Below are 21462 nucleotides of genomic sequence, written 5' to 3' on the forward strand. Positions count from 1 at the left end.
GGCGTCAGCATCGGGAGTTCGCCGCTTTTCCCGGAGGAACCTGCCATGACGACGATGCCCGCCACACTGCAAGACCACGACGCCCTGATGGATCGCATCGCGCGCGACCTGATCGACAGCTATGACGAAGAGCTGGAACTGGAGATCGAGGACCGCGAGATCGACGCGGACGGCGCGCCCGTCGGCGCCGACAAGGCCGCGCGCCAGCACTACTTCAAGGAGCTGTTCCGGCTGCAGGGCGAACTGGTGAAGCTGCAGGACTGGGTCCAGCACACCCGGCAGAAGGTGGTGATCCTGTTCGAGGGGCGCGACGCGGCCGGCAAGGGCGGCGTGATCAAGCGCATCACGCAGCGCCTCAATCCGCGCGTGGCCCGCGTCGCGGCACTGCCTGCGCCGAACGACCGCGAGCGCACGCAGTGGTACTTCCAGCGCTACGTGACGCACCTGCCGGCCGCCGGCGAGATGGTGCTGTTCGACCGCAGCTGGTACAACCGCGCCGGCGTGGAGCGCGTGATGGGCTTCTGCTCCGACGCCGAGTACGAGGAGTTCTTCCGCTCGGTGCCGGAGTTCGAGCGCATGCTGGTGCGCTCTGGCATCAAGGTGATCAAGTACTGGTTCTCCATCACCGACGAAGAACAGCACATGCGTTTCCTCGGCCGCATCCACGATCCGCTCAAGCAGTGGAAGCTGAGCCCGATGGACCTGGAAAGCCGCCGCCGCTGGGAGGAATACACCAAGGCGAAGGAGATCATGCTGGAGCGCACGCACATCCCCGAGGCGCCGTGGTGGGTGGTGCAGGCGGTCGACAAGAAGGCCGCGCGGCTCAACTGCATCACGCACCTGCTGGGGCAGTTTCCGTACGAGGAAGTGCCGCATGCGCCGGTGGTGCTCCCGCCGCGGGTGCGCAATGCGGACTACCTGCGCCAGCCGGTGCCGGCGGACATGTACGTGCCGGACATCTATTGAGCGACCCGGCACCACGAAATCGACGGCACGCGCCCGGGCACCGGGACCCACGTGCTATTGGAACCATAGCGGAACCGCGCTGAGGCGCGGAAGCTGCTACGGTTGGCATGTGGCACGTCGATCTTCTTCCTCCACGCTCACGCGTGCGTATCAGCGCAACCTGAAGGCGCTCACCAAGGTTGCGGTGGGCACCAGCAAGCGCCTGGCGAAGCAGGTGGGCAAGCAAGTGGCGCGCGCGGCCGCGCAGCAGCGCAAGCCGCCGCCCGGCAACGGAGACTGGCTCACCGGCATGGCGATGGGGCCGGGCGGCACGCGCGGCTACCACCTGTTCAGGCCGCACGTCGAACTCGCCGCTGGTGAAAAGATGCCGCTGATGGTGATGCTGCACGGCTGCGGCCAGACCGGCCGCGACTTTGCCGCAAGCACCCGCATGAACCGCATCGCCGCACGCGAAGGCTTCATGGTTCTCTACCCCGAGCAGGACAGGCTGCACCATCCGCAGGGCTGCTGGAACTGGTATGACACGCGCTCCGGCCATGCGGACCGCGAGGCCGCGACCTTGATGACGGCGGTGGACCAGGTCAGCCTGCTTTACCCGATCGACCGCGAACGCGTGGCGGTGGCGGGGCTCTCGGCCGGCGCGGGCATGGCGGCGCTGCTGGCCACGCGGTATCCGACGCGCTTCAAGGCGGTGGCCATGCATTCGGGCGTGGCGCCGGGTGCGGCGCGGTCGAGCGCGACGGCCATCGGCGCGATGAGCGGCCGGCGCGTGCCGCTGGTGCCGGCCGTGGCCGTGGGCAAGGCCTTCGGCGCGGCGGTGGTCGGCGCCAGCCTGCCGCCGATGCTGGTGCTGCACGGGGACCGCGATGCGGTCGTTGCGGCCAGCAACGCCACGAACGCGGCAGCGGTTTGGGCGACTGCTTGCGGCGCGCGCCCCGCCGCCGAGCGGTTGTTGCAGCGGGGCAAGCGCTATCCCGCGCGGGTCACGGACTTCAGGCGCAGCGGGCGCGTCTGCGTCACGCTGTACCAGGTCGAGTCGCTGGGGCATGCCTGGAGTGGCGGCGCGTCGCGGCTGGCGTTCAGCGATGCGGGCGGGCCGGATGCGTCGAAGCTGGTGTGGGCGTTCGTGGCGCGGGCGTTCCGGATGCTCCCGCCTTCAAAGTCCTGATTTGGGGCTTGCTTGCCTGTATCGAGACTCAGGCACCCACAGGCTTCGAGATTCGCAGCGCGACCTTGAGGTCGTACTCCATCAGGAAAATTCCCGTTGCAACAGAAGCCGCGTAACGGAGCTTGTCCGAGATCTCGGCAGCGATGACCACTCCGTAGACGGCGTGATCACCGGCAAGCCGGTGTCTGACCCACCCCATATAGCGAAGCGTCTGGCCGAGTGCTGCATCCGGTCCACGGCCAAGCTTCAATTCAAGTACATAGAACGCGCCGTCATCGCCGCGTGCGAGGATATCTACGACCCCGACTTCGGTTCGGTACTCCACCCCTGGAACGCCAGATTCATCGACGAAGAGAGTGAGCCGGGAGGGCAGATCGGGGACGGTCGCGAGGTTTTGCGCGAGATAGTCACGAAGGTGAGCTTCAAGGGCAAATCGGCCGCCGCCGTCAGCCGAAGATTCCGTCGCTGGCGCGTCCACCGGCGCGACCACTTGTTCGGCGCGCCCAGCAGCCGGGACGTCTGTGGCTTGCCGCACGCTCCGTGTGCCGCTTGCGTCCTGTGCAATTTCCCAAACCCCGTGAATCTTGGGGTCGTAAAGCTCATACGAGCCATCTGCCCGGCGAAAGAGCTTGTCGTACTTGTTCCCAGCGTCGGTTCGCCTCGGCAGCTTGCCACCGCTGTAGTGGACGCGCGTGTTTGCATTCACCGTGAGCAGCGTCGTGTCGGGCCGCACATTGATGACATTCCGGTCTGGAAAGTTCTCGCGAAAGTAAGCCTCGAGTTCGGGGACGGTCGCTCGTCCCCCAAGAGCTTCGATGGCCTGCAGCACGAGTTGCCAATTTGGTAGCGATGGGTCGTAAGTCATGTGGGGCAGGAGGAAACGGGTGCGGCATGCTACGCGAGCCGCCCTGTACGCCACCCGGCGTATTTCTGGCAACCCATGTCATCCGCAAACTCCGTCCATCGTCAGCAAAGCGCTGGCGAAAAAACTCAACCACCACCGGAGAAGGATGCTCATGCAACGTCGATTCACTCTCAAGGCGCTCACCGCCAGCGTCGCGCTTGCCGCCCTTGGCGCTGCGCCCGCATTCGCTGCCGACACCATCAAGGTCGGCATCCTGCACTCGCTGTCGGGCACGATGGCGATCTCGGAAACCGCGCTCAAGGACATGGTGCTGATGTCGATCGACGACATCAACAAGCATGGCGGCGTGATGGGCAAGCAACTCGAGCCCGTGGTCGTCGATCCGGCTTCGAACTGGCCGCTCTTCGCCGAGAAGACCAAGCAGCTGCTGGGCCAGGACAAGGTCGCCGTCATCTTCGGCTGCTGGACCTCGGTGTCGCGCAAGTCGGTGCTGCCGGTGCTGGAAGAAATGAACGGCCTGCTGTTCTACCCCGTGCAGTACGAGGGTGAAGAGCTGAGCAAGAACGTGTTCTACACGGGTGCCGCGCCCAACCAGCAAGCCATCCCGGCTGTCGACTACCTGATGAGCAAGGAAGGCGGCGGCGCCAAGCGCTGGGTGCTGCTGGGCACGGACTACGTGTATCCCCGCACCACCAACAAGATCCTGCGTGCCTACCTGAAGAGCAAGGGCGTGAAGGACACCGACATCGACGAGAAGTACACCCCGTTCGGCCACAGCGACTACCAGACCATCGTGGCCGACATCAAGAAGTTCTCGGCAGGCGGCAAGACGGCGGTGGTATCGACCATCAATGGCGACTCCAACGTGCCCTTCTACAAGGAACTGGGCAATGCCGGCCTGAAGGCCAAGGACGTGCCGGTCGTCGCCTTCTCGGTGGGCGAGGAAGAACTGCGCGGCGTGGACACCAAGCCGCTGGTTGGGCACCTGGCCGCATGGAACTACTTCATGTCGATCAAGAACCCGACCAACGCGGCCTGGATCAAGCAGTGGAGCGACTACGCCAAGGAAAAGAAGATCCCCGGCCAGATGGACAAGCCGCTCACCAACGACCCGATGGAAGCCACCTGGATCGGCATCCACATGTGGAAGCAGGCCGTCGAGAAGGCCAAGTCGACCGACACCGACAAGGTCGTCGCCGCGATGGCGGGCCAGACCTTCACGGCGCCCTCGGGCATCGTGTCGAAGATGGATGAGAAGAACCATCACCTGCACAAGAGCGTGTTCATCGGCGAGATCAAGGCCGACGGCCAGTTCAACGTGGTCTGGAAGACGCCGGGTCCGGTCAAGGCCAAGCCGTGGAGCCCGTACATCGAAGGCAACGACAAGAAGCCTGACTACCCGGCTGGCAAGTCGATGTAAGAAGCCTTCGCCCAAGCGCCTCTTTACCGGGGCGCATTGCGGAGCCTCTGGCCCGTTCCTTGCTGCGTTCCCTGCCGCAAGGGCGGGCCTTCTTTTTGGATGGAACCATGCACTCAAATGCCATGTACCGGCGATTTCTCGAGGGCGCAGTCGCGGCCATGCTGCTGGTGGCCGGCGCGGCCCATGCGTTGACCGCGGAAGAGGCGAAGGCGATCGCCTCCGGCGAGACCGAGGAGCGCGTCGCGGCGCTGAACAAGGCCGTTGCCACGGCCGACGACAAGACCTCGGCCTTCATCCAGGCGATGGCTGACGATTCGGTCAAGTTCACCGCCGACAAGGTCTTCCTGATGAAGGGCGACAAGGGCTACGACCCCGTGACCGGCGCGGAACTGAAGGTGCCCGACGACGCCGAGGACGTGGTGAACAACAACCTCATGCGCGGCGCCTTCGACGCGGCGCAATCGGTGCTGAAGCTGGTCAACAGCAAGGACGAGGCGGTGCGCCTCGAAGCCGCCAATGCGCTGCTGAAGAACCCTGACGAATCGCGCATCCCGATGGTGGAGAAAGTGCTGTCGATCGAGACCAACGACAACATCAAGGCCAAGCTCGAACTGGTGCGTGCCGCATCGCTGCTGAACAGCACCGACAAGACCAAGCGGATCGCGGCGGCCACCGCGCTCGGCGAAAGCAAGAGCCCGGAAACCAAGCTGCTGCTGAACGAGCGCTTGACCGACGAGACCGAGCCCGACGTCAAGGCTGCGCTCCAGAAAGCCATTGCCAACATCGACGGCGCACTGGTCTGGGGCGACCGCATCAATGCCATTTTCAGCGGCATCAGCCTGGGCTCGGTGCTGCTGCTGGCCGCCCTCGGCCTGGCCATCACCTACGGTCTGATGGGCGTGATCAACATGGCGCACGGGGAACTGATGATGATCGGCGCCTACGCAACCTACGTGATGCAGGGCATCTTCCAGAAGTACCTGCCGGAGTCCGCCTTCGGCCTGTACCTGGTGGCGGCGATCCCGGTGTCGTTCCTGGCGTCCGCGCTGGTTGGCGCGATCCTGGAGCGCGGCGTGATCCGCTTCCTCTACGGCCGGCCGCTGGAGACGCTGCTGGCCACCTGGGGCATCAGCCTGATGCTTCAGCAACTGGTGCGCACCTTCTTCGGCGCTCAGAACGTCGGCGTGGAGAACCCCGCCTGGATGAGCGGCGGCTTCACGATGCTGAGCAACGTCACGCTGCCGTGGAACCGCATCTGCATCATCATCTTCGCGGGGCTGGTGCTGCTGGCGATGGGATGGCTGATCGGCAAGACGCGGCTGGGCCTGTTCGTGCGCGGCGTGACGCAGAACCGGCCGATCGCATCGTGCATGGGCGTGAACACGGCGCGCATCGACACCTACGCCTTCGCGCTGGGTTCCGGTATCGCGGGCCTGGCGGGTTGCGCGTTGAGCCAGATCGGCAACGTCGGCCCGGACCTTGGCCAGAACTACATCGTGGATTCGTTCATGGTGGTGGTGATGGGCGGCGTCGGGCAACTGGCCGGTACCGTCTACGCCGCGATGGGCCTGGGCATCCTGAACAAGTTCATCGAGGGCTGGGCCGGCGCGGTGCTCGCGAAGATCGCGGTGCTGGTCTTCATCATCATCTTCATCCAGAAGAGACCCCAAGGGATCTTTGCCATGAAGGGCCGGAGCGCAGAAGCATGAGCAAGATTGCACTACCCCCCAAAGGTCCGCTGCTGAGCGGCAAGGGCTGGACGGCCTTCTGCATCGCGCTGATTGCCGTGTGCGCCGTGGCGCCGGTGCTGAACCTCTGGGTGCCGCACGAGAGCATGTTCTATATGAGCGACTACGCGGTGGCGCTGCTCGGCAAGATCATGTGCTACGCGATCTGCGCGCTGGCGATGGACCTGATCTGGGGCTACACCGGCATCCTGTCGCTGGGCCATGGCATGTTCTTCGCGCTCGGCGGCTACATGATGGGCATGTACCTCATGCGCCAGATCGGCCGCGACGGCAACTACAAGAGCGACCTGCCGGACTTCATGGTGTTCCTCGACTGGAAGGCGCTGCCCTGGCACTGGACCTTCAGCGGCAGCTTCGTGATGACGCTGATCCTGATCGTCGCGGTGCCGGGCCTGATCGCCTTCGTGTTCGGCTTCTTCGCCTTCCGCTCGCGCATCAAGGGCGTGTACTTCTCGATCATCACGCAGGCCATGACCTTCGCGGCGATGCTGCTGTTCTTCCGCAACGAGACGGGCTTCGGCGGCAACAACGGCTTCACGGATTTCAAGCGCATCCTGGGCATCCCGATCGCCACGCAGAGCATGCGCATGACGCTGTTCGTGTTGACCGGCTGCACCTTGCTGGGCTTCTTCCTGTTCGGCAAGTGGCTGATCGGCAGCAAGTTCGGCCGCGTGCTACAGGCCATCCGCGATGCCGAGACGCGCGTGATGTTCTCGGGTTACAACCCGCTGCCCTACAAGCTCACGATCTGGGTCATCTCGGCCATCATGTGCGGCGTCGCGGGGGCGTTGTACGTGCCGCAGGTCGGCATCATCAACCCCGGCGAGATGAGCGCGGCCAACTCGATCGAGATTGCGATCTGGGCCGCGGTGGGTGGGCGTGCCACGCTGATCGGGCCGATCATCGGCGCCTTCATCGTGAACGGCGCGAAGAGCTGGCTGACGGTGGTGGCGCCGGAGTACTGGCTGTACTTCCTGGGCGCGCTGTTCATCGCGGTGACGCTGTTCCTGCCGGATGGTGTGGTGGGCCTGGTGAAGAAGTGGATCGCGCGCATGAAGGCGCCGAAGGACGCGGCCCCCGAACTAAGCGAAGGGCGGCTGGAGGCACAGCGCTCGCTCGCGACTTCCGAAGGCGTCGAGCCCGCGGCCTTGTCGTCGATCGCCGCCCAACCCGAAGGAGCACGCGCATGACCCCGGACCTGATGGAAGAGGGCGCGCTGCGCATCGCCCGCCACGAAGGCATCGACATCGAAGGCATGACGGAATCGGGCGGCCGCGAGGCCGGCTTCGGCCGGCACGTGACCGAAGGCGAAGTGGACGTGACGCACGGCCGCATCTTGTACCTCGAGGACGTGAGCGTGAGCTTCGACGGCTTCAAGGCGATCAACAAGCTGTCGCTCGATATCGCGCCGGGTGAGCTGCGCTGCATCATCGGCCCCAACGGCGCCGGCAAGACGACCATGATGGACATCATCACGGGCAAGACGCGGCCGGACTCGGGCACGGTGTTCTTCGGCAGCACGATCGACCTGCTGCGGCATCGCGAGGCCGACATTGCGCAACTGGGGATCGGGCGCAAGTTCCAGAAGCCGACGGTGTTCGAGCAACTGACGGTGTTCGAGAACCTGGAGCTGGCGCTGAAGACGAACAAGGGCGTGAAGCATTCGATGCTGTTCAAGCTCGATTCGGAGCAGAGCGATCGACTCGCGGAGGTGCTGGAGACAATCCACCTGCGCGACAGCGTGGCGCGCATGGCCGGCAACCTGAGCCACGGGCAGAAGCAGTGGCTGGAGATCGGGATGCTGCTGATGCAGGACCCGAAGCTGCTGCTGCTCGACGAGCCCGTTGCGGGCATGACCGACGAAGAAACGGCGCGCACGGCGGAGCTGTTCCTGACGCTGAAGGGCAAGCATTCGCTGATGGTGGTGGAGCACGACATGAGCTTCATCCGGACCATCTCGGAGATCGTGACGGTGCTTTGCGATGGGTCTGTTCTTGCGCAAGGCACGCTTGACGAGGTGCAGTCCGACGAGCGGGTGATCGAGGTTTATCTTGGGCGCTGACTTGTCGTTCATTGACAGGCGTGTGGGGGCGGTGCGCGCGGCGGCCTGGGGTGCGTCGGTTAGGGGTGCGTCGGCGGTCGGCATGCGGTACGGGCCGGCCGACCCTACTGCGCTGGTCGCTGCGCGACTCCCCTGCAGTGCTCGCGTTCGGCGGGGTCCACATGAACTCGCTTCGCTCAGACAGCATGTGGCTCTGATCCGCCAAACGCTGCGCGCTTCGGCAGCGCAGAAGGGATCGACCAACCCGCACCGCATACCGCCCGCCGACGTGGACGCGCTGGTGTCGCGCTCGGCCTCCGCGGTGGACAGCGCCTTGACCTTCCTCCGATCATTCGTCGCCGTGGACGGGCTCCCGGTCTTCCTCCCTCTCCCTCTGGGAGAGGGCCGGGGTGAGGGCTGCCGCCCCCAAAAACGGGCATGTCGTCCGAGCCACCCCCAAGCCCGGTGCGCGGTAAGGGTTGGGCGATCCCTTCTGCGCCGCCGAGCAGCGCAGTGTTTCGCGGATCAGGGCCACATGCTGTTTGAGCGAAGCGAGTTCATGTGGACCCCGCGAAACGCGAGCAGCGCAGGGCAGCCGCGAAGCGGCCGGCGCAGCAGGGTCGCACGGCCCGTACCGCGTACCGGGCGCTCGTCATAGCGCAATCGCATTCGACGACTCACGAAGAGAACACAACCATGCTCACAGTCAAGAACGTCCACCAGTACTACGGCGGCTCCCACATCCTGCGCGACGTGAGCTTCACCGCGACGCTCGGCAAGGTCACGGTGCTGCTCGGCCGCAACGGCGTCGGCAAGACCACGCTGCTCAAGTCGCTCATGGGCCTGGTGCCGATCAAGAGCGGCAGCATCGAGTTCGACGGCCAGCAAATCCAGAAGAAGACCCCCTACGAACGTGCGCGCGCCGGCATGGGTTTCGTGCCGCAAGGGCGCGAGATCTTTGCGCGGCTCACCGTGGAAGAGAACCTGCGCATGGGCCTCGCCTACAAGAGCGGAAGCACGCCCATTCCGTCGGAACTGTTCGACCTGTTCCCCGTGCTCAAGCAGATGATCAACCGCCGCGGCGGTGACCTCTCCGGCGGGCAGCAGCAGCAGTTGGCCATCGCGCGCGCGCTCGCGCCCAAGCCCAAGCTGCTGATCCTCGACGAGCCCACCGAAGGCATCCAGCCCAGCATCATCAAGGACATCGGGCGCGTCATCCGCATGCTGGCCGATCGTGGCGACATGGCCATCGTGCTGTGCGAGCAGTACTACGACTTCGCGCAGGAACTGGCCGACGACTACATGGTGATGGAGCGCGGCGAAGTGATTGCGCGCGGCCTCGGCAAGGACATGGAGGCGCAGGGCGTGCGGCAACTCGTCGCGATCTGAACCTGTGCGCTGAACCCCGCCAAGTGGAGAGGCGAGCCTGGACGACCTACTTCGAATATGGCTGGCGCGCGGCGTCGCGAGCCATCACACTGCGTCGGACCATTTCGTCGCCACCACTGGAGTTCCCTCATGAAGATTCGCGTCGTGCCGTTCCTGGCGCTGTTGATTGCTGCACTCTGCATCGGCAATGCCAGCGCCGAGCCTGCGTTCCCCGGCAGCTTCAAGAACCGGACCGTCGCCATGGCGGATGGCGCGACGATCTTCGTGCGCTCCGGGGGCAGCGGCCCGGCCGTTGTGCTCATTCATGGCTTTGGCGACACCGGCGACATGTGGGCGCCGCTGGCGCAGGAACTGGCGAAGACGCACTTGGTCATCGTGCCCGACCTGCGTGGCATGGGCAAATCGTCGAAGGCGACGAGCGGCTACGACAAGAAGTCGCAGGCCGTCGACATCCGCACCGTCGTGACGGCGTTCCAGCAGGACCACACCGACGTCGTTGGCCATGACATCGGCACGATGGTCGCGTATGCCTATGCGGCCAGCTACCCCGACAAGGTCGACAAGCTGGTCGTGATGGACGCGCCCGTGCCGGGCATCGCGCCGTGGGACCAGATCATCCTGTGGCCGGCGCTGTGGCACTTCAATTTCGGCGGCCCCAATGCCGAGCGACTGGTGGCGGGCCGCGAGCGCATCTACCTCGACCGCTTCTGGAACGAGTTCGCCGGCACCCCGTCGAAGATCGACGAGGCGACGCGGCGGCACTACACGAAGCTGTACGCGCAACCCGGCGCGATGCGCGCCGCCTTCGCGCAGTTCAACACCATCGCGACCAAGGACGTGGCCGACAACATTGCGTTCTCGAAGAACAAGCTTCCGATGCCGGTGCTGGCCATCGGCGGCGAGAAGTCATTTGGCGCGAACATGGCGATCGTCATGCGCAATGCCGCCACCAACGTCCAGCAGGAAGTGGTGCCGGGCGCGGGGCATTGGTTGATGGAAGAGAGCACGGCGACGACCGTGGGGCTGGTGGGCAGCTTCCTGCCGGCCGCGCGATAGCCAGCCTGGCTACGGCCGCGCCTCGAACACCAGGTTGAACGGCGTCTGCGCCGCACGCCGGAAGCGCGTGAAGCCGCCTTCCTTCACCACCACCTCGCGCAGGCGCTCCTCGCCAGCCTGCGCGCCCAGCCCGCGCCCCACTTCCTGCGACAGGGAGCAGGGCGTGCAGACCATCGTCGAGGCGGAATAGAAGATGCGCCCGACCGGATTCAGGTTGTCCTCCAGGCGATCGTTGGCGAAGGGCTCGACGATCATCCAGATGCCGTCCGGCGCCAGCGTCTCGCGCACATGGCGCGCCGCCCCCACCGGGTCGCCCATGTCGTGCAGGCAGTCGAAGAAAGCCACCAGGTCGAAGTCCTTGCCCGGATAGGTCTTCGCCCCCGCCACCTCGAAGCGCACCCGGTCGCCGACACCCGCCGCAGCGGCGCGCTCGCGCGCGGCGTTGACCGAAGGCTCGTGATAGTCATAGCCGACGAAGGTCGACTGCGGATACGCCTGCGCTAGCACGATGGTCGAGGCGCCGAAGCCGCAGCCGACATCGGCCACGCGTGCGCCGGCCTGCAGTCGTTCGCGCATGCCGTCGAGCGACGGAATCCAGCTCGGCTCCAGGTTGGCGTTGTAGCCGGCCCGGAAGAAGCGTTCGGTGCCGCTGAACAGGGCGGGATGGTGTTCATGCCAGCCGAGGCCGGTGCCGTCGCGAAAGGCCTTCTGGATCTTGTCGATGTCATTGAACATCGACATCAGGACTTCGAAACCACCCACCATGAAGGCCGGGCTGTTGTCGTCGGCAAGTACCAGCGCCGTCTCGGGCGAGAGCGCGAAGGTCTGCGCCTTGGGGTCGTAATCGACGAAGCCGCTCGCGGCCTGTGCGCTGAGCCACTCCTGCGCATAGCGCAATCGCAGGCCCGTCTTGTCGCTGAACTGGTCGAGCGTCATCGGCCCGGCGCCGGCCATCGCCTTGTACAGCCCGAGCCGGTCACCGAGGATGACCAGTGGCGCGCCGGCCAGCGCACCGAACTCCGCGACCATCCTGCCCATCAGGGCATTGAGCTTGTCTTCATCGATCTGCATGGCTTCACTCCTCATGTTGGTGTGGCGATGCATGGCGGTCCGCAATGAAGGCCCATGCGCGCGCCGGATTCCAATCGAACAACAGCGAGGCCAATTCATCGATCTGCTTCGCCAACCGTCGGATGGCGCCGCCCTGGAAACAGGCCGGTTGCATTGGTCTGCACGGATTATTCGATTGCCGGCGCCGGTTGGTTACGCGGGAATACACAAATCAACGGTTGCAATGCGCGTTCACGTGGCCGTTGCGCCGGGTCGGCCGTGCGGCATCGCGTGCGGGACGCCAATGAAAAACGCCCGATGGGCTTGTCATCGGGCGTCCGGGGCCGGTCGGGTCCTGCCGGCTATCCGTCCTTCATCGGTCTCTCCCGATGGCAGGACGGGTCTTCAAGGTTGACTGGCGTAGCTCAGGGCCCGGCCTGTTCGCCCGTGGCGTGGATCTCCACGCGACGGTCCGGTTGCAGGCAGGCGATGAGATCACTGCGCTTTTTCGCCTTGCCCTGTGCCTTGCAATCGGCTTCAGTGACCTTGAGCTCCGTCTTGCCGCGGCCTTCGGTCTGAATCACACCGGCAGGTACGCCCTGGGCCGACATGTAGTCGCGCACGGCATTGGCCCGCGCCACGGACAGGCGCTGGTTGTACTCGACGCCGCCGAGCGGGTCGGTGTAGCCGACGATGACGATCGAGCGCGCCCGGAAACCGGCGGACCGGAGTTCCTGCAGCATGGCGTCGATGCGGCTGCGGCCTGTCGGTGTCAGCACGGCCTTGTCGAACTCGAAGGTGCCGTCGGCGGCCAGGTTGAAGTTGCGCACTGGCGCTGGCGGAGGCGGCGGTGGGGGTGGGGCCACCGCCATCGGCGGGGGTGGGACCGACGCCGCCGCCACCATCGGCGGGGCCCCGATGGGGATTTGCAGGCCCACCGTGAACAGCCAGTCGTTCGAACTGCTCCGGCTCGCCAGCCTGGTGTTGTTGGCGTTGTCGACATAGCGGTAGCGCACATCGCTCACCAGGCGGCCCCAGTTGGCAAACGGCCAGACGATACCGATGCCCGCATTGGCCATGAAGCTCGTATGGCTGCTGTTGGCGGCGAATGCCGTCTCCGTCTTGTTGTCGATCGCACCGATGCCGGCCACCAGATAGGGTTGCACGCTCTTCAGCTGCCATTTGCTCAGCCCCTGCCGGCCCAGGAAGAACCACTGCGCGTCGATCGTGCCGCTCCAGTTCTTGTATTTGTTCTGGGTGTCGAAGATGCCACGGGTGGTGTCAAGCCTGCCATCGAGCTGCTCGTACTGGGTGCGCAGCTCGATATTCCAGTACGGGTTGATCGGCTTGCCAACGGCCAGTCCTCCGCCCCACCCGTTTTCGGCATTGCGATTGCTGTCCGGATGGACGTACGCGCCGAAGGGCGTGATGTACCAGCGGTTGTCAAAGTACGTGTCCGCCGTGAAGGTGTTCTGCGCCAGGCAGGCAGCATACGGGGCGGCAAGCACAAGGCAGGCCGCAAGAGTGCGTCGGTCGAGCATAAGAGCCTCTCGAAGAAGGGTTGATGAAACCGCAGCGGAGGTTCATTGAAGCCCAAAAACTCCCGTGGCCCGGTGCGCTCGTCGCCGACTCGCAACCAAGTGTGTAGCCCTCAGGGGAGAGTGAGTACTTGCAGTTGCAGAACTTGCAGGATTCGTACCGTGCAGGTCGTGGGGCGGCAACGTTGAATTACCCGAACTTCAGGCGGAATCCGAATACCTGCAACGCCTGCTGGAAGGAATCGTTGCCGTACCGGCGGAGCCGTAATGCGCCATGTCGCCGAAGTACACGACGCCGCCCACGAGCCCGTCCGAAGGCGACAGCGCCACCAGCACCTTGGCCCCGGGCTTCTCCGCGAAGCGACCGATGTTGGCCAGCATCTCGTAGTAGCCGGGTTGCTCGGTGGGCGAGGGAAAGCCGGGGAGGCTGGAATAGACACGGACCAGGAGCTGCCCCAGTTGGAGAAGCTCTTCGCCGCTCCCGTCGCGGATTCGCAGTTCTGGGTTCGATGCGGTGTTTCTCATCTGGACAATTCCCCCGTGATGGTCCGGCATTGTTGCGGACCGCTGCCTTGCGGCACGACTTGCGCCGTGATCCGGATCCGCGAAATACTCGCTCGCATCGCGTGAAGCCACCGGCTTTGCGCAGGCCGGCCTCTGCATCTCTTCACTCACCCTGCGGGCAACATCTGGTGGATCTCTCACAACGAGTCCTGCGCTTCATTCCGCATAGCCGCCGCGACCTGCGCCTGGCCAGCGGGCTGGTGCTGTTCAGTTACGTGGCCGTGCATCTTTCCTGTCATGCACTGGGACTGGTGTCGCTGGACACCGCGGAGGAAGCGCTGCGGCTCACCGTGCGCTTCTGGCACAGCCTGCCCGGCACGGTGCTCCTGTACGCCGCGGCGGCCACCCATATCTCTTTGGCGCTGTTCGCCGTCTACGAGCGGCGGACCTTTCGCATGCCGCCGGTCCAGGGCATCCGCATCATCCTGGGACTCGTGATGCCGATCGGGTTGATCGCGCATTTCATCGTCACTCGCTATGCGCACGACAGGTTCGGCCTTTCCGCGGAATACGCGCGCGTCGCAGCAGGACTCTGGGCCGGCGGCGCATCGGGCCTGGCGCTCGGGCTGCTGGCGCCCGGCTGGATCCACGGATGCCTGGGGCTCCGGTTCGCATTCGGCCACCGCGTCTCATCGCAGCGCGTCAAGCTCGCGCTGTTCGGTGCGGCGCTGCTGCTGCCGGTGCTGGCCGCGCTGGGATTCGTCAACATGGGCAGGGAACTGTCCGCCCCGTCGTCCGGGCGTGTCATCCCGGCGCCGTACGGAGACGCCGCGCAGGAAGCCCGCCTGGACCAGTCTGGCGGTGACGCGCACTGGACCTACCTTGCATTGCTGCTGCTGATCGTGGTCGGCCGCATGGCGCGCAGCCTCAACGAGCGGCGGCGCAAGTCGGTGGTCTGGATCTCCTATCCGGACCGGACCGTCAGCGTGCCGCGCGGCTGGTCGGTGCTGGAGGCGAGCCGAAGCTTCGGCATTCCCCATCAGGCGCTGTGCGGCGGGCGCGCCCGGTGCACGACATGCCGGGTCCGCGTCATCGAAGGCGTGTCGCACTGCCCCGATCCGCAGGTGGACGAGGCACGGGCCCTGCACCGTCTTGCCGCGACGAAGGGAACGATCCGGCTCGCGTGCCAGTTGCGGCCCGTGGGCAATGTGGAAGTCGTGCCGATCCTGTCCGGCGCGCGCGCGGGACGGCCCGCGATACAGCCGTCATCCGGTGCGACGGAGTTCGAGGCGGTGCTGCTTCTGCTGGATGCCAGGCTCGACACCGGCTCGGTCGCGCCGAGCGCAGCCGCGCATGACGCGATCTATGCGCTCAGCCACTTCCAGGCCATCGCCGAAGCAGCGGCCGTCTCGCGCGCCGAAGTCTTCAGGCACGCAGCGTCGAGCTGGATCCTCCTGTTCCGCTGCGGCGACGACCCGCGGGCGGCTTCGGCCAGCGCGCTGTCGGTGTCTCGCAGGATCGACACCGATGCGGCCAGCCTGTGCCACGAACTCGCCCGGGACCTGGGACTGCACGCAAGCTCGTCGTTGGCCATGCACGGCGGCAGGGTCGTGGTCGGGACCCTCGGCGCCGCGACGATGGCGATCGTCGGCGGACCGGTCGAGGATCTCGAATGCATCCGCAGCAGACTGACAGCTGCGAGCGGCAGCTTCCTGGTCTCCAGGAGCGCTGCCAGCGCGGCAGGTATTTCGCAGGAAGGCCTTGCCTGGGATCCGGGTCCGCTTGGAGATGGCGGCCCACCGCAAGACGAAGCGTGGGCCGAAATTCGCCTGCCGGATCATTGAACCTGGAAAAAGCAGTTGACCGCGCTGAACCCTCAGACACGCAGCATGGTCCTTGACGTTCCCGGCTTCGATCACGTTCACCGATGAGGTGAAAGCGCTATGCACCCGATTGCACCGCGCTCGACGCGCCATGCGGCGTTGCTCGGCCTTGCGGGCATCAGCCCGCCGCGTTCTCGCGCCTTGCCTGGCGCGCCGATCACGGCGCACTCGGGCGCATCCAACTGCTTTTTCCAGGTTGAACCCGCTAAGATCGTCGCGGGCCCGCCCTCACGGCAGGCCACGTCGCTCGGACGGTTCCGGGCGCTTACGTGAGAGTTCCACACATGACTTCCGCTTCGTCAGGCAGGCGCCGCTTTGCGCGCATCGACCGCCTTCCTCCCTACGTCTTCAACATCACGGCCGAGCTCAAGCTCGCGGCGCGGCAACGGGGCGAAGACATCATCGACATGAGCATGGGCAACCCCGACGGCGCGACGCCCGCGCACATCGTGGCCAAGCTCACGGAAGTCGCGAAGCGGCCCGACACGCACGGCTACTCGGCCAGCAAGGGCATCCCGCGACTGCGCCGCGCCATCACGCATTGGTACAAGGACCGCTACGCCGTCGACATCGACCCCGACAGCGAAGCCATCGTCACGATCGGCTCCAAGGAAGGCCTGGCGCACCTGATGCTCGCCACGCTGGACCGCGGCGACACCGTGCTGGTGCCCGACCCGAGCTACCCGATCCACATCTACGGCGCCGTCATCGCCGGCGCCGACATCCGCTCGGTGCCGGTGTCGCCAGACGTCGACTTCTTCGCCGAACTCGAGAAGGCCATCCGCGGCAGCTACCCCAAGCCGAAGATGATCGTGCTGGGCTTTCCGTCGAACCCGACGGCGCAGTGCGTGGAGCTCGGCTTCTTCGAACGTGTCGTCGCGCTCGCGAAGAAGCACGACATCTTCGTGGTGCATGATCTGGCCTATGCCGACATCGTGTTCGACGGCTGGAAGGCGCCGTCGATCATGCAGGTGCCGGGCGCAAAGGACGTCGCGGTCGAGTTCTTCACGCTCTCCAAGAGCTACAACATGGCGGGCTGGCGCATCGGTTTCATGGTCGGCAACCCGGACCTCGTGGCCGCGCTCGCGCGCATCAAGAGCTACCACGACTACGGCACTTTCACGCCCTTGCAGGTCGCGGCCATCGCGGCGCTGGAAGGCGACCAGCAATGCGTGAAGGACATTGCCGCGCAGTACCAGCGCCGGCGCGACGTGCTCCACAAGGGCCTGACCGAAGCCGGCTGGGAGGTCGACCTGCCGAAGGCCTCGATGTACATCTGGGCGCGCATTCCGCCGCAGTACCGCGACATGGGCTCGCTGGCTTTCTCGCGCAAGCTGCTGGAAGAAGCAAAGGTCTGTGTGTCGCCCGGCATCGGCTTCGGCGACCATGGCGATGGGCATGTGCGCTTTGCGTTGATCGAGAACGAGGCGCGCATCCGCCAGGCGGTGCGCGGCATCAAGCTCATGTTCAAAGCTGACGCGCCGGCTCCGGCTTGACCACCACCACGCCCGTCATGTACGCGTGCACGGAGCACACGTACTCGTAGCTGCCGGGCTTGTCGAAGCGGCGGCTGAACTGTTCGCCGGGCAGCAGCAGCGGCGCGCCGGGCGCCTTGTCCTGGAAGGCGACGCCATGCGGCGCGCCGTCGTCGTTGCGCCAGGTCACGCTCTGGCCGGCGGTGATGGTCGTCGGCCCCGGCACGAAGGCGAAGTTGGCGATCGATACCTTGGCGCCGCCGCCCATGTCGGCATGACCGGCAGCGGACGCATGCTGCATTGCGACCTTGCGCGGCGCATTGCCGACATCCACCGTCTGCGACTGGCCAGACGCGGGGTCGACGATGCTGATCGAATTGCCGCCTTCGTTGCTGACCACGAGGCGCTTGCCGTCCGGCGTGATGTCGACCCAGTGCGGCTGCTTGCCGACCGCGATGCTGCGTGCCACCGCATTCGTTGCGGGGTCGAAGAACTGGAGTTCGCCCGGGCCCTGCACCACGACCACGCCTTGCGCCAGCGAAGCGAAGTGCTGCGCGATGTGCGGCGAGACGCCGGTGGCAATCTGCGCCACGATCTTGTTCGCGACGGCATCGACCACCTGGACCGCGGGCGCGCCGGCCAGCGTGAGGTAGAGCAGCTTGCCGTCGGGGGAGAACTCCAGGTCGCGCGGCGGCTTGTCGAGCGCGATGGCGCCGCTCACCTTGTGCGTCGCCATGTCGACGATGGCCACGGCAAAGCTGCCCGGCTGCTGCGACGACACGTACGCCTGGCTGCCATCGGGCTTGATCGCGATGGTGTGGGGCTTCGGCACGGGCACCGTATCGGCGACCGCACCGGATGCCACGTCGACGAACGCGACACGGTCGGCGCCGTTGACTGCCACCAGCACCTGCTTGCCGTCGGGCCCGAGCGCCAGCCCTTGCGGCCCGCTGCCGACCTCGATGGTCTTGCCGACGCTGTCCTTGCCCGCATCGATCACGCTGAGCGACGAGGCGCCGGACCCGCTCACGAACACGCTCTTGCCGTCGGCGCTGACCACGATGCCGTCGGGGCCCGCCGCCACCGGCACGGTCGCGACGACCTTGGCCGCATCGATGTCCACGACGCTGACCGTGTTGTCCTTGAAGTTGCCGACGTAGACCCTGGGCCCGGCGGCAAGGGCAGTTGCTGTCAACATGGCGATGCCCGCGGCGACGGCGCCGCGCAGCAGGACGGAGGGAAGTTGGATGAAACGCATGGGCGAACCTCGTTGGATGGACCCATGCATGACGCGCCGCCAGCGCGCCGCATTCCCGGTGCGCGCAAAGCCCGTGCATGTCGGTCGGGATTGGAATAAAACCGGCCTGCGCCCCGTCCCCTGATCAAGAGCAGCCGTTGACCCCGACCGCCAGAACCTTCGACGCCACCGTCATGCCGCACCTGCATGCCGCGTACAACCTTGCGCGCTGGTTGCTGCGCGACGACCGCAGCGCAGAGGATGCGGTGCAGGAGGCCTACCTGCGCGCCTTCCGTTTCTTCAAGGACGTGCGCGGCGAGGACGTGCGGCCATGGCTGCTGGGCATCGTCCGCAATGCCTGCCATGACTGGCTGCGGCAGAACCGTCATCTCGACGACCAGGTCGAGTTCGACGAGGTGCGCGACAGCGACGCGATCATGGCGCAGGCGGACGCGAGCCATGCGGACCCGCTCATCCTGCTCGACCACCGCGACCAGGCCGCGCGCGTCAACCAGGCCATCGCGGACCTGGCCCCTGCCTTCCGCGAAGTCATCGTGCTGCGCGAGCTGGAGGAGATGAGCTACGAGGACATCGCCCGCGTGGCCGGCGTGCCGGTGGGCACCGTCATGTCGCGCCTCTCCCGGGCCCGGGCGATGCTGCGAAAGTCCTTGCAGGGCGAGCGACCCGCGACGACGGCGACAACGACTGCAAGCCCGGCCGCGCTGCGCGAAATGAAAGCCTGAAGACCATGGAAAACGCCGAAGACACCGCCCTGTCGCAACTGCTTCGCCAGCATGCGGTGCGCCATGCGCCGCCGGAGGCGCTGGCCCAGCGCATTCGCGCGGGCATGCCGCAGACGATGCAGACGACGCAGGCGCTGCAGGCTCGGGCCGGCTTGCCCGCGCGCTGGCGCCGTGCGCTCGAATCGCTGGCGCTCTTTGGCGCCGGCCTCGCCACCGCGTGGATCGCCGCCAGCATCCTGCTCGTGGCGCCGCCCACGAACGACATCCAGGACGAAGTCACCGCCAGCCACGTGCGCTCGCTGCTGGCCGATCACCTGGCCGACATCCGCGCGACCAACCACCACACGGTCAAGCCCTGGTTCGCCGGCAAGATCGATTTCTCGCCGCCCGTCATCGACCTGGCCGAACAGGGCTTTCCGATGTCGGGAGGCAGGCTGGACTACATCGATGGCCGCACCGTGGCCGCGATGGTCTACGGGCATGGCTCGCATGTCATCAACCTCTTCACCTGGCCGGCCGCGCCGGGTCAGCGCGACCAGCCCCCGCAACGGCTGACGCGCCAGGGCTACAACCTGGTCCATTGGTCCGCGGCCGGCATGAACGCCTGGGCCATCTCGGATGTCGACCCCGCCGAGCTCCAAAGCTTCGTCGACCTGATACGCGCTCGCACGGCGATGGCGCCGCAGTAAGGAGATTCCGGGCAAGGCTGCCGCCACGGCGCGCGGTCAGCGGAGGACTTGATCAGCGCCTCCCTCAATACACTGGCGCCGTGCCGGCATCCCGCCGGTGTGATTCGCCATGACGACTTCATTCCCCACGCTCTCGCGCCGACGCATTCTCGGCGGCGCCCTGGCGACCGCATCGCTCGGCCAGCCCTTCCTGCAACTGCATGCGCAGGCCTGGCGCGGGCGCGACCCCTTCACGCTCGGCGTGGCTTCGGGCTGCCCGCGACCGGACGGCATGGTGCTGTGGACCCGCCTCGCGCCCGATCCGCTCCAGCCAACCGGCGGCATGGACGATGCGCCGGTGGACGTGGCCTGGGAACTGGCGGAGGACGAGCGCTTCCTGCGCATCGTGCAACGCGGTACGGTGCGCGCCACCGCGGAACTGGCACATTCGGTGCGCGTGGAATTGCAGGGCCTGGCGCCCGCGCGCTTCTACTGGTACCGCTTCACCGCGGGCAATGCGCGCAGCCCTGTCGGCCGCACGCGCACTGCGCCCGCCGAGGACGACACCGCCACGCCCGCGCGCTTCGCGTTCGCCTCCTGCCAGCAGTTCGAGCAAGGCTTCTACGCGGCCTATCGCGACATCGCCGCCCAATCGCTCGACCTGGTGGTGCACCTCGGCGACTACATCTACGAAAGCTCCTGGAGCTCGCGCCATGTGCGCAAGCACGCCGGCGGCATCCCGACCGACCTGCCCGGATTCCGCACGCGCCATGCGCTCTACAAGACCGACGCCGACCTGCAGGCCGCCCACGCCGCGCATCCGTGGCTCGTGACCTGGGACGACCACGAGGTCGCCAACGACTACACCGACGACGTATCGCCGCGCAGCGTCGACCCCGACGAGTTCCTGGCCATGCGCGCCGCCGCATACCAGGCATGGTTCGAGCACATGCCCGTTCCGATGCGCATGCGGCCGCGCGGCCCGTCGACGACCATCTACGGCCGCTACCGCTTCGGCCAGATGCTCGACGTGCTGCTGATGGACGGGCGCCAGTACCGCTCGCATCACGCCTGCCTGATCAAGCGAAGCGCCTCGCCGCTGACCGATTGCGCCGATCGGCTCGCGCCGGAGCGCTCCTTTTTCGGCAAGGCGCAAGAGTCCTGGCTTGCGCAGGAACTGCAACTTCCGCCCACCCGATGGACCGTCATCGCGCAACAGACCTTGATGGCCGAGGCCGACCGCAAGAGCGGCCCGGAGCACGGCTACTGGATGGACGGATGGGACGGCTATGCCGCCGCTCGCGGCCGGCTGCTCGATGCACTGGCCGCCGACCCGCGCCGCAACCCGCTGGTGATCAGCGGCGACGTGCACGCCTTCTTCGCGGCGGACCTGAAGCGCACGCCGGACGGCAGGCCCGTGGCCACCGAGTTCGTGGGCGGCTCCATCACCTCCGAAGGGCCGAGCCCTTCGAAAGTCGCCAACCTGCTCGCGAAGAACCCGCACCTGCGCTACGGCCGTGGTGACGTTCGCGGCTATGCCCTGATGTCGCTCGATGTGCGCGGCTGCACGGTGGACTTCCAGGCGGTCGACGACGTGAAGCTGGCGACTTCGCCGGTGACTCGCATCGCGCGCTTCACGGTCGAGCCGGGTGCGCCGGGTGTGCAGGTGGCATCGACCTGATGCGGGCATCGGCGCCAAGGCGCAGCGCCA

General features: G+C 66.3%; 18 protein-coding genes. 13 read left to right on the forward strand and 5 right to left on the reverse strand.

The window, feature by feature from the left end; translation table 11 throughout:
* Window positions 1–45: 45 nt before the first annotated feature.
* Both ppk2 and HB681_RS13520 read left to right on the forward strand, forming a co-directional pair.
* Window positions 46–966, forward strand: a complete 921-nt coding sequence (gene ppk2, locus HB681_RS13515) for a polyphosphate kinase 2 (protein WP_256353906.1) — start codon at window positions 46–48, stop codon at window positions 964–966.
* A 109-nt stretch (window positions 967–1075) separates the two neighbouring features.
* Window positions 1076–2134 carry a PHB depolymerase family esterase gene (locus HB681_RS13520; protein ID WP_213955338.1) on the forward strand — a complete coding sequence of 353 codons (1059 nt, stop codon included), beginning with the start codon at window positions 1076–1078 and terminating at the stop codon, window positions 2132–2134.
* 28 nt (window positions 2135–2162) lie between these two features.
* Here the strand turns inward: HB681_RS13520 and HB681_RS13525 are convergent, their stop codons facing one another.
* A complete protein-coding gene (locus tag HB681_RS13525; RefSeq protein WP_213955339.1) occupies window positions 2163–2999 on the reverse strand; it encodes an endonuclease NucS domain-containing protein in 837 nt (278 codons plus the stop codon).
* A 151-nt stretch (window positions 3000–3150) separates the two neighbouring features.
* Here HB681_RS13525 and urtA point away from each other — a divergent pair, with 151 nt between their 5' ends.
* From urtA to HB681_RS13555, 6 genes are all read left to right on the forward strand, one after another.
* Window positions 3151–4419, forward strand: a complete 1269-nt coding sequence (urtA, locus tag HB681_RS13530; RefSeq protein ID WP_213955340.1) for an urea ABC transporter substrate-binding protein — start codon at window positions 3151–3153, stop codon at window positions 4417–4419.
* A 158-nt stretch (window positions 4420–4577) separates the two neighbouring features.
* Window positions 4578–6128: an urea ABC transporter permease subunit UrtB gene (gene urtB, locus HB681_RS13535; protein ID WP_213955479.1), complete on the forward strand. Its 1551-nt coding sequence runs from the start codon at window positions 4578–4580 to the stop codon at window positions 6126–6128.
* The gene (gene urtC, locus HB681_RS13540) at window positions 6125–7357 is read left to right on the forward strand and encodes an urea ABC transporter permease subunit UrtC (RefSeq protein WP_213955341.1); all 1233 of its coding nucleotides are present in this window, start codon (window positions 6125–6127) and stop codon (window positions 7355–7357) included. The genes urtB and urtC overlap by 4 nt, the downstream gene beginning before the upstream one ends.
* Window positions 7354–8229 carry an urea ABC transporter ATP-binding protein UrtD gene (urtD, locus tag HB681_RS13545; protein WP_213955342.1) on the forward strand — a complete coding sequence of 292 codons (876 nt, stop codon included), beginning with the start codon at window positions 7354–7356 and terminating at the stop codon, window positions 8227–8229. The genes urtC and urtD overlap by 4 nt, the downstream gene beginning before the upstream one ends.
* A 675-nt stretch (window positions 8230–8904) precedes the next feature.
* Complete coding sequence (urtE, locus tag HB681_RS13550) at window positions 8905–9597, forward strand: urea ABC transporter ATP-binding subunit UrtE (RefSeq protein WP_213955343.1); 693 nt, start codon at window positions 8905–8907, stop codon at window positions 9595–9597.
* A gap of 129 nt (window positions 9598–9726) precedes the next feature.
* A complete protein-coding gene (locus HB681_RS13555) occupies window positions 9727–10653 on the forward strand; it encodes an alpha/beta hydrolase (RefSeq protein WP_213955344.1) in 927 nt (308 codons plus the stop codon).
* Between the two features lie 9 nt (window positions 10654–10662).
* Here HB681_RS13555 and HB681_RS13560 read toward each other — a convergent pair whose 3' ends face one another.
* The 3 genes from HB681_RS13560 to HB681_RS13570 all read right to left on the reverse strand — a co-directional run bounded on the left by HB681_RS13560 (window position 10663) and on the right by HB681_RS13570 (window position 13766).
* Complete coding sequence (locus HB681_RS13560) at window positions 10663–11724, reverse strand: class I SAM-dependent methyltransferase (RefSeq protein ID WP_213955345.1); 1062 nt, start codon at window positions 11722–11724, stop codon at window positions 10663–10665.
* A 404-nt stretch (window positions 11725–12128) separates the two neighbouring features.
* Complete coding sequence (locus HB681_RS13565) at window positions 12129–13244, reverse strand: OmpA family protein (RefSeq protein WP_213955346.1); 1116 nt, start codon at window positions 13242–13244, stop codon at window positions 12129–12131.
* Between the two features lie 198 nt (window positions 13245–13442).
* Complete coding sequence (locus HB681_RS13570) at window positions 13443–13766, reverse strand: hypothetical protein (RefSeq protein ID WP_213955347.1); 324 nt, start codon at window positions 13764–13766, stop codon at window positions 13443–13445.
* 101 nt (window positions 13767–13867) lie between these two features.
* Between HB681_RS13570 and HB681_RS38725 the strand changes: the two genes are divergently transcribed.
* Together HB681_RS38725 and alaC are read left to right on the forward strand one after the other, a co-directional pair.
* Window positions 13868–15589: a 2Fe-2S iron-sulfur cluster-binding protein gene (locus HB681_RS38725; RefSeq protein WP_213955348.1), complete on the forward strand. Its 1722-nt coding sequence runs from the start codon at window positions 13868–13870 to the stop codon at window positions 15587–15589.
* Window positions 15590–15912: 323 nt separating this feature from the next.
* Window positions 15913–17124: an alanine transaminase gene (gene alaC, locus HB681_RS13580; protein ID WP_213955349.1), complete on the forward strand. Its 1212-nt coding sequence runs from the start codon at window positions 15913–15915 to the stop codon at window positions 17122–17124.
* On the opposite strand, the gene HB681_RS13585 is transcribed toward alaC, so the two are convergent.
* A complete protein-coding gene (locus HB681_RS13585) occupies window positions 17096–18361 on the reverse strand; it encodes a plastocyanin/azurin family copper-binding protein (protein WP_213955350.1) in 1266 nt (421 codons plus the stop codon). The two genes, alaC and HB681_RS13585, sit on opposite strands and share 29 nt — an antisense overlap.
* 137 nt (window positions 18362–18498) lie before the next feature.
* On the opposite strand from HB681_RS13585, the gene HB681_RS13590 reads away from it, so the two are divergent.
* From HB681_RS13590 to HB681_RS13600, 3 genes are all read left to right on the forward strand, one after another.
* On the forward strand, window positions 18499–19083 hold the full coding sequence (locus HB681_RS13590; RefSeq protein WP_213955351.1) for a sigma-70 family RNA polymerase sigma factor: 585 nt from the start codon (window positions 18499–18501) through the stop codon (window positions 19081–19083).
* Between the two features lie 5 nt (window positions 19084–19088).
* Window positions 19089–19772, forward strand: coding sequence for an anti-sigma factor (locus HB681_RS13595; RefSeq protein WP_213955352.1), 684 nt, complete (start codon window positions 19089–19091; stop codon window positions 19770–19772).
* A 109-nt stretch (window positions 19773–19881) separates the two neighbouring features.
* Complete coding sequence (locus HB681_RS13600; protein ID WP_213955353.1) at window positions 19882–21432, forward strand: alkaline phosphatase D family protein; 1551 nt, start codon at window positions 19882–19884, stop codon at window positions 21430–21432.
* Window positions 21433–21462 lie beyond the last annotated feature (30 nt).

The organism is Variovorax sp. dw_954 (assembly GCF_018449755.1).
In the GTDB taxonomy this organism is placed as follows: domain Bacteria; phylum Pseudomonadota; class Gammaproteobacteria; order Burkholderiales; family Burkholderiaceae_C; genus Variovorax.

Excerpts from the sequence above, each read along its gene's own strand:
- ppk2 (WP_256353906.1), top strand. The coding sequence starts at position 46 with ATGACGACGATGCCCGCCACACTGCAAGACCACGACGCCCTGATGGAT.
- HB681_RS13525 (WP_213955339.1), bottom strand. The coding sequence starts at position 2,999 with ATGACTTACGACCCATCGCTACCAAATTGGCAACTCGTGCTGCAGGCC.
- urtA (WP_213955340.1), top strand. The coding sequence starts at position 3,151 with ATGCAACGTCGATTCACTCTCAAGGCGCTCACCGCCAGCGTCGCGCTT.
- urtB (WP_213955479.1), top strand. The coding sequence starts at position 4,578 with ATGCTGCTGGTGGCCGGCGCGGCCCATGCGTTGACCGCGGAAGAGGCG.
- urtC (WP_213955341.1), top strand. The coding sequence starts at position 6,125 with ATGAGCAAGATTGCACTACCCCCCAAAGGTCCGCTGCTGAGCGGCAAG.
- urtD (WP_213955342.1), top strand. The coding sequence starts at position 7,354 with ATGACCCCGGACCTGATGGAAGAGGGCGCGCTGCGCATCGCCCGCCAC.
- urtE (WP_213955343.1), top strand. The coding sequence starts at position 8,905 with ATGCTCACAGTCAAGAACGTCCACCAGTACTACGGCGGCTCCCACATC.
- HB681_RS13555 (WP_213955344.1), top strand. The coding sequence starts at position 9,727 with ATGAAGATTCGCGTCGTGCCGTTCCTGGCGCTGTTGATTGCTGCACTC.
- HB681_RS13560 (WP_213955345.1), bottom strand. The coding sequence starts at position 11,724 with ATGCAGATCGATGAAGACAAGCTCAATGCCCTGATGGGCAGGATGGTC.
- HB681_RS13565 (WP_213955346.1), bottom strand. The coding sequence starts at position 13,244 with ATGCTCGACCGACGCACTCTTGCGGCCTGCCTTGTGCTTGCCGCCCCG.
- HB681_RS13570 (WP_213955347.1), bottom strand. The coding sequence starts at position 13,766 with ATGAGAAACACCGCATCGAACCCAGAACTGCGAATCCGCGACGGGAGC.
- alaC (WP_213955349.1), top strand. The coding sequence starts at position 15,913 with ATGACTTCCGCTTCGTCAGGCAGGCGCCGCTTTGCGCGCATCGACCGC.
- HB681_RS13585 (WP_213955350.1), bottom strand. The coding sequence starts at position 18,361 with ATGCGTTTCATCCAACTTCCCTCCGTCCTGCTGCGCGGCGCCGTCGCC.
- HB681_RS13595 (WP_213955352.1), top strand. The coding sequence starts at position 19,089 with ATGGAAAACGCCGAAGACACCGCCCTGTCGCAACTGCTTCGCCAGCAT.
- HB681_RS13600 (WP_213955353.1), top strand. The coding sequence starts at position 19,882 with ATGACGACTTCATTCCCCACGCTCTCGCGCCGACGCATTCTCGGCGGC.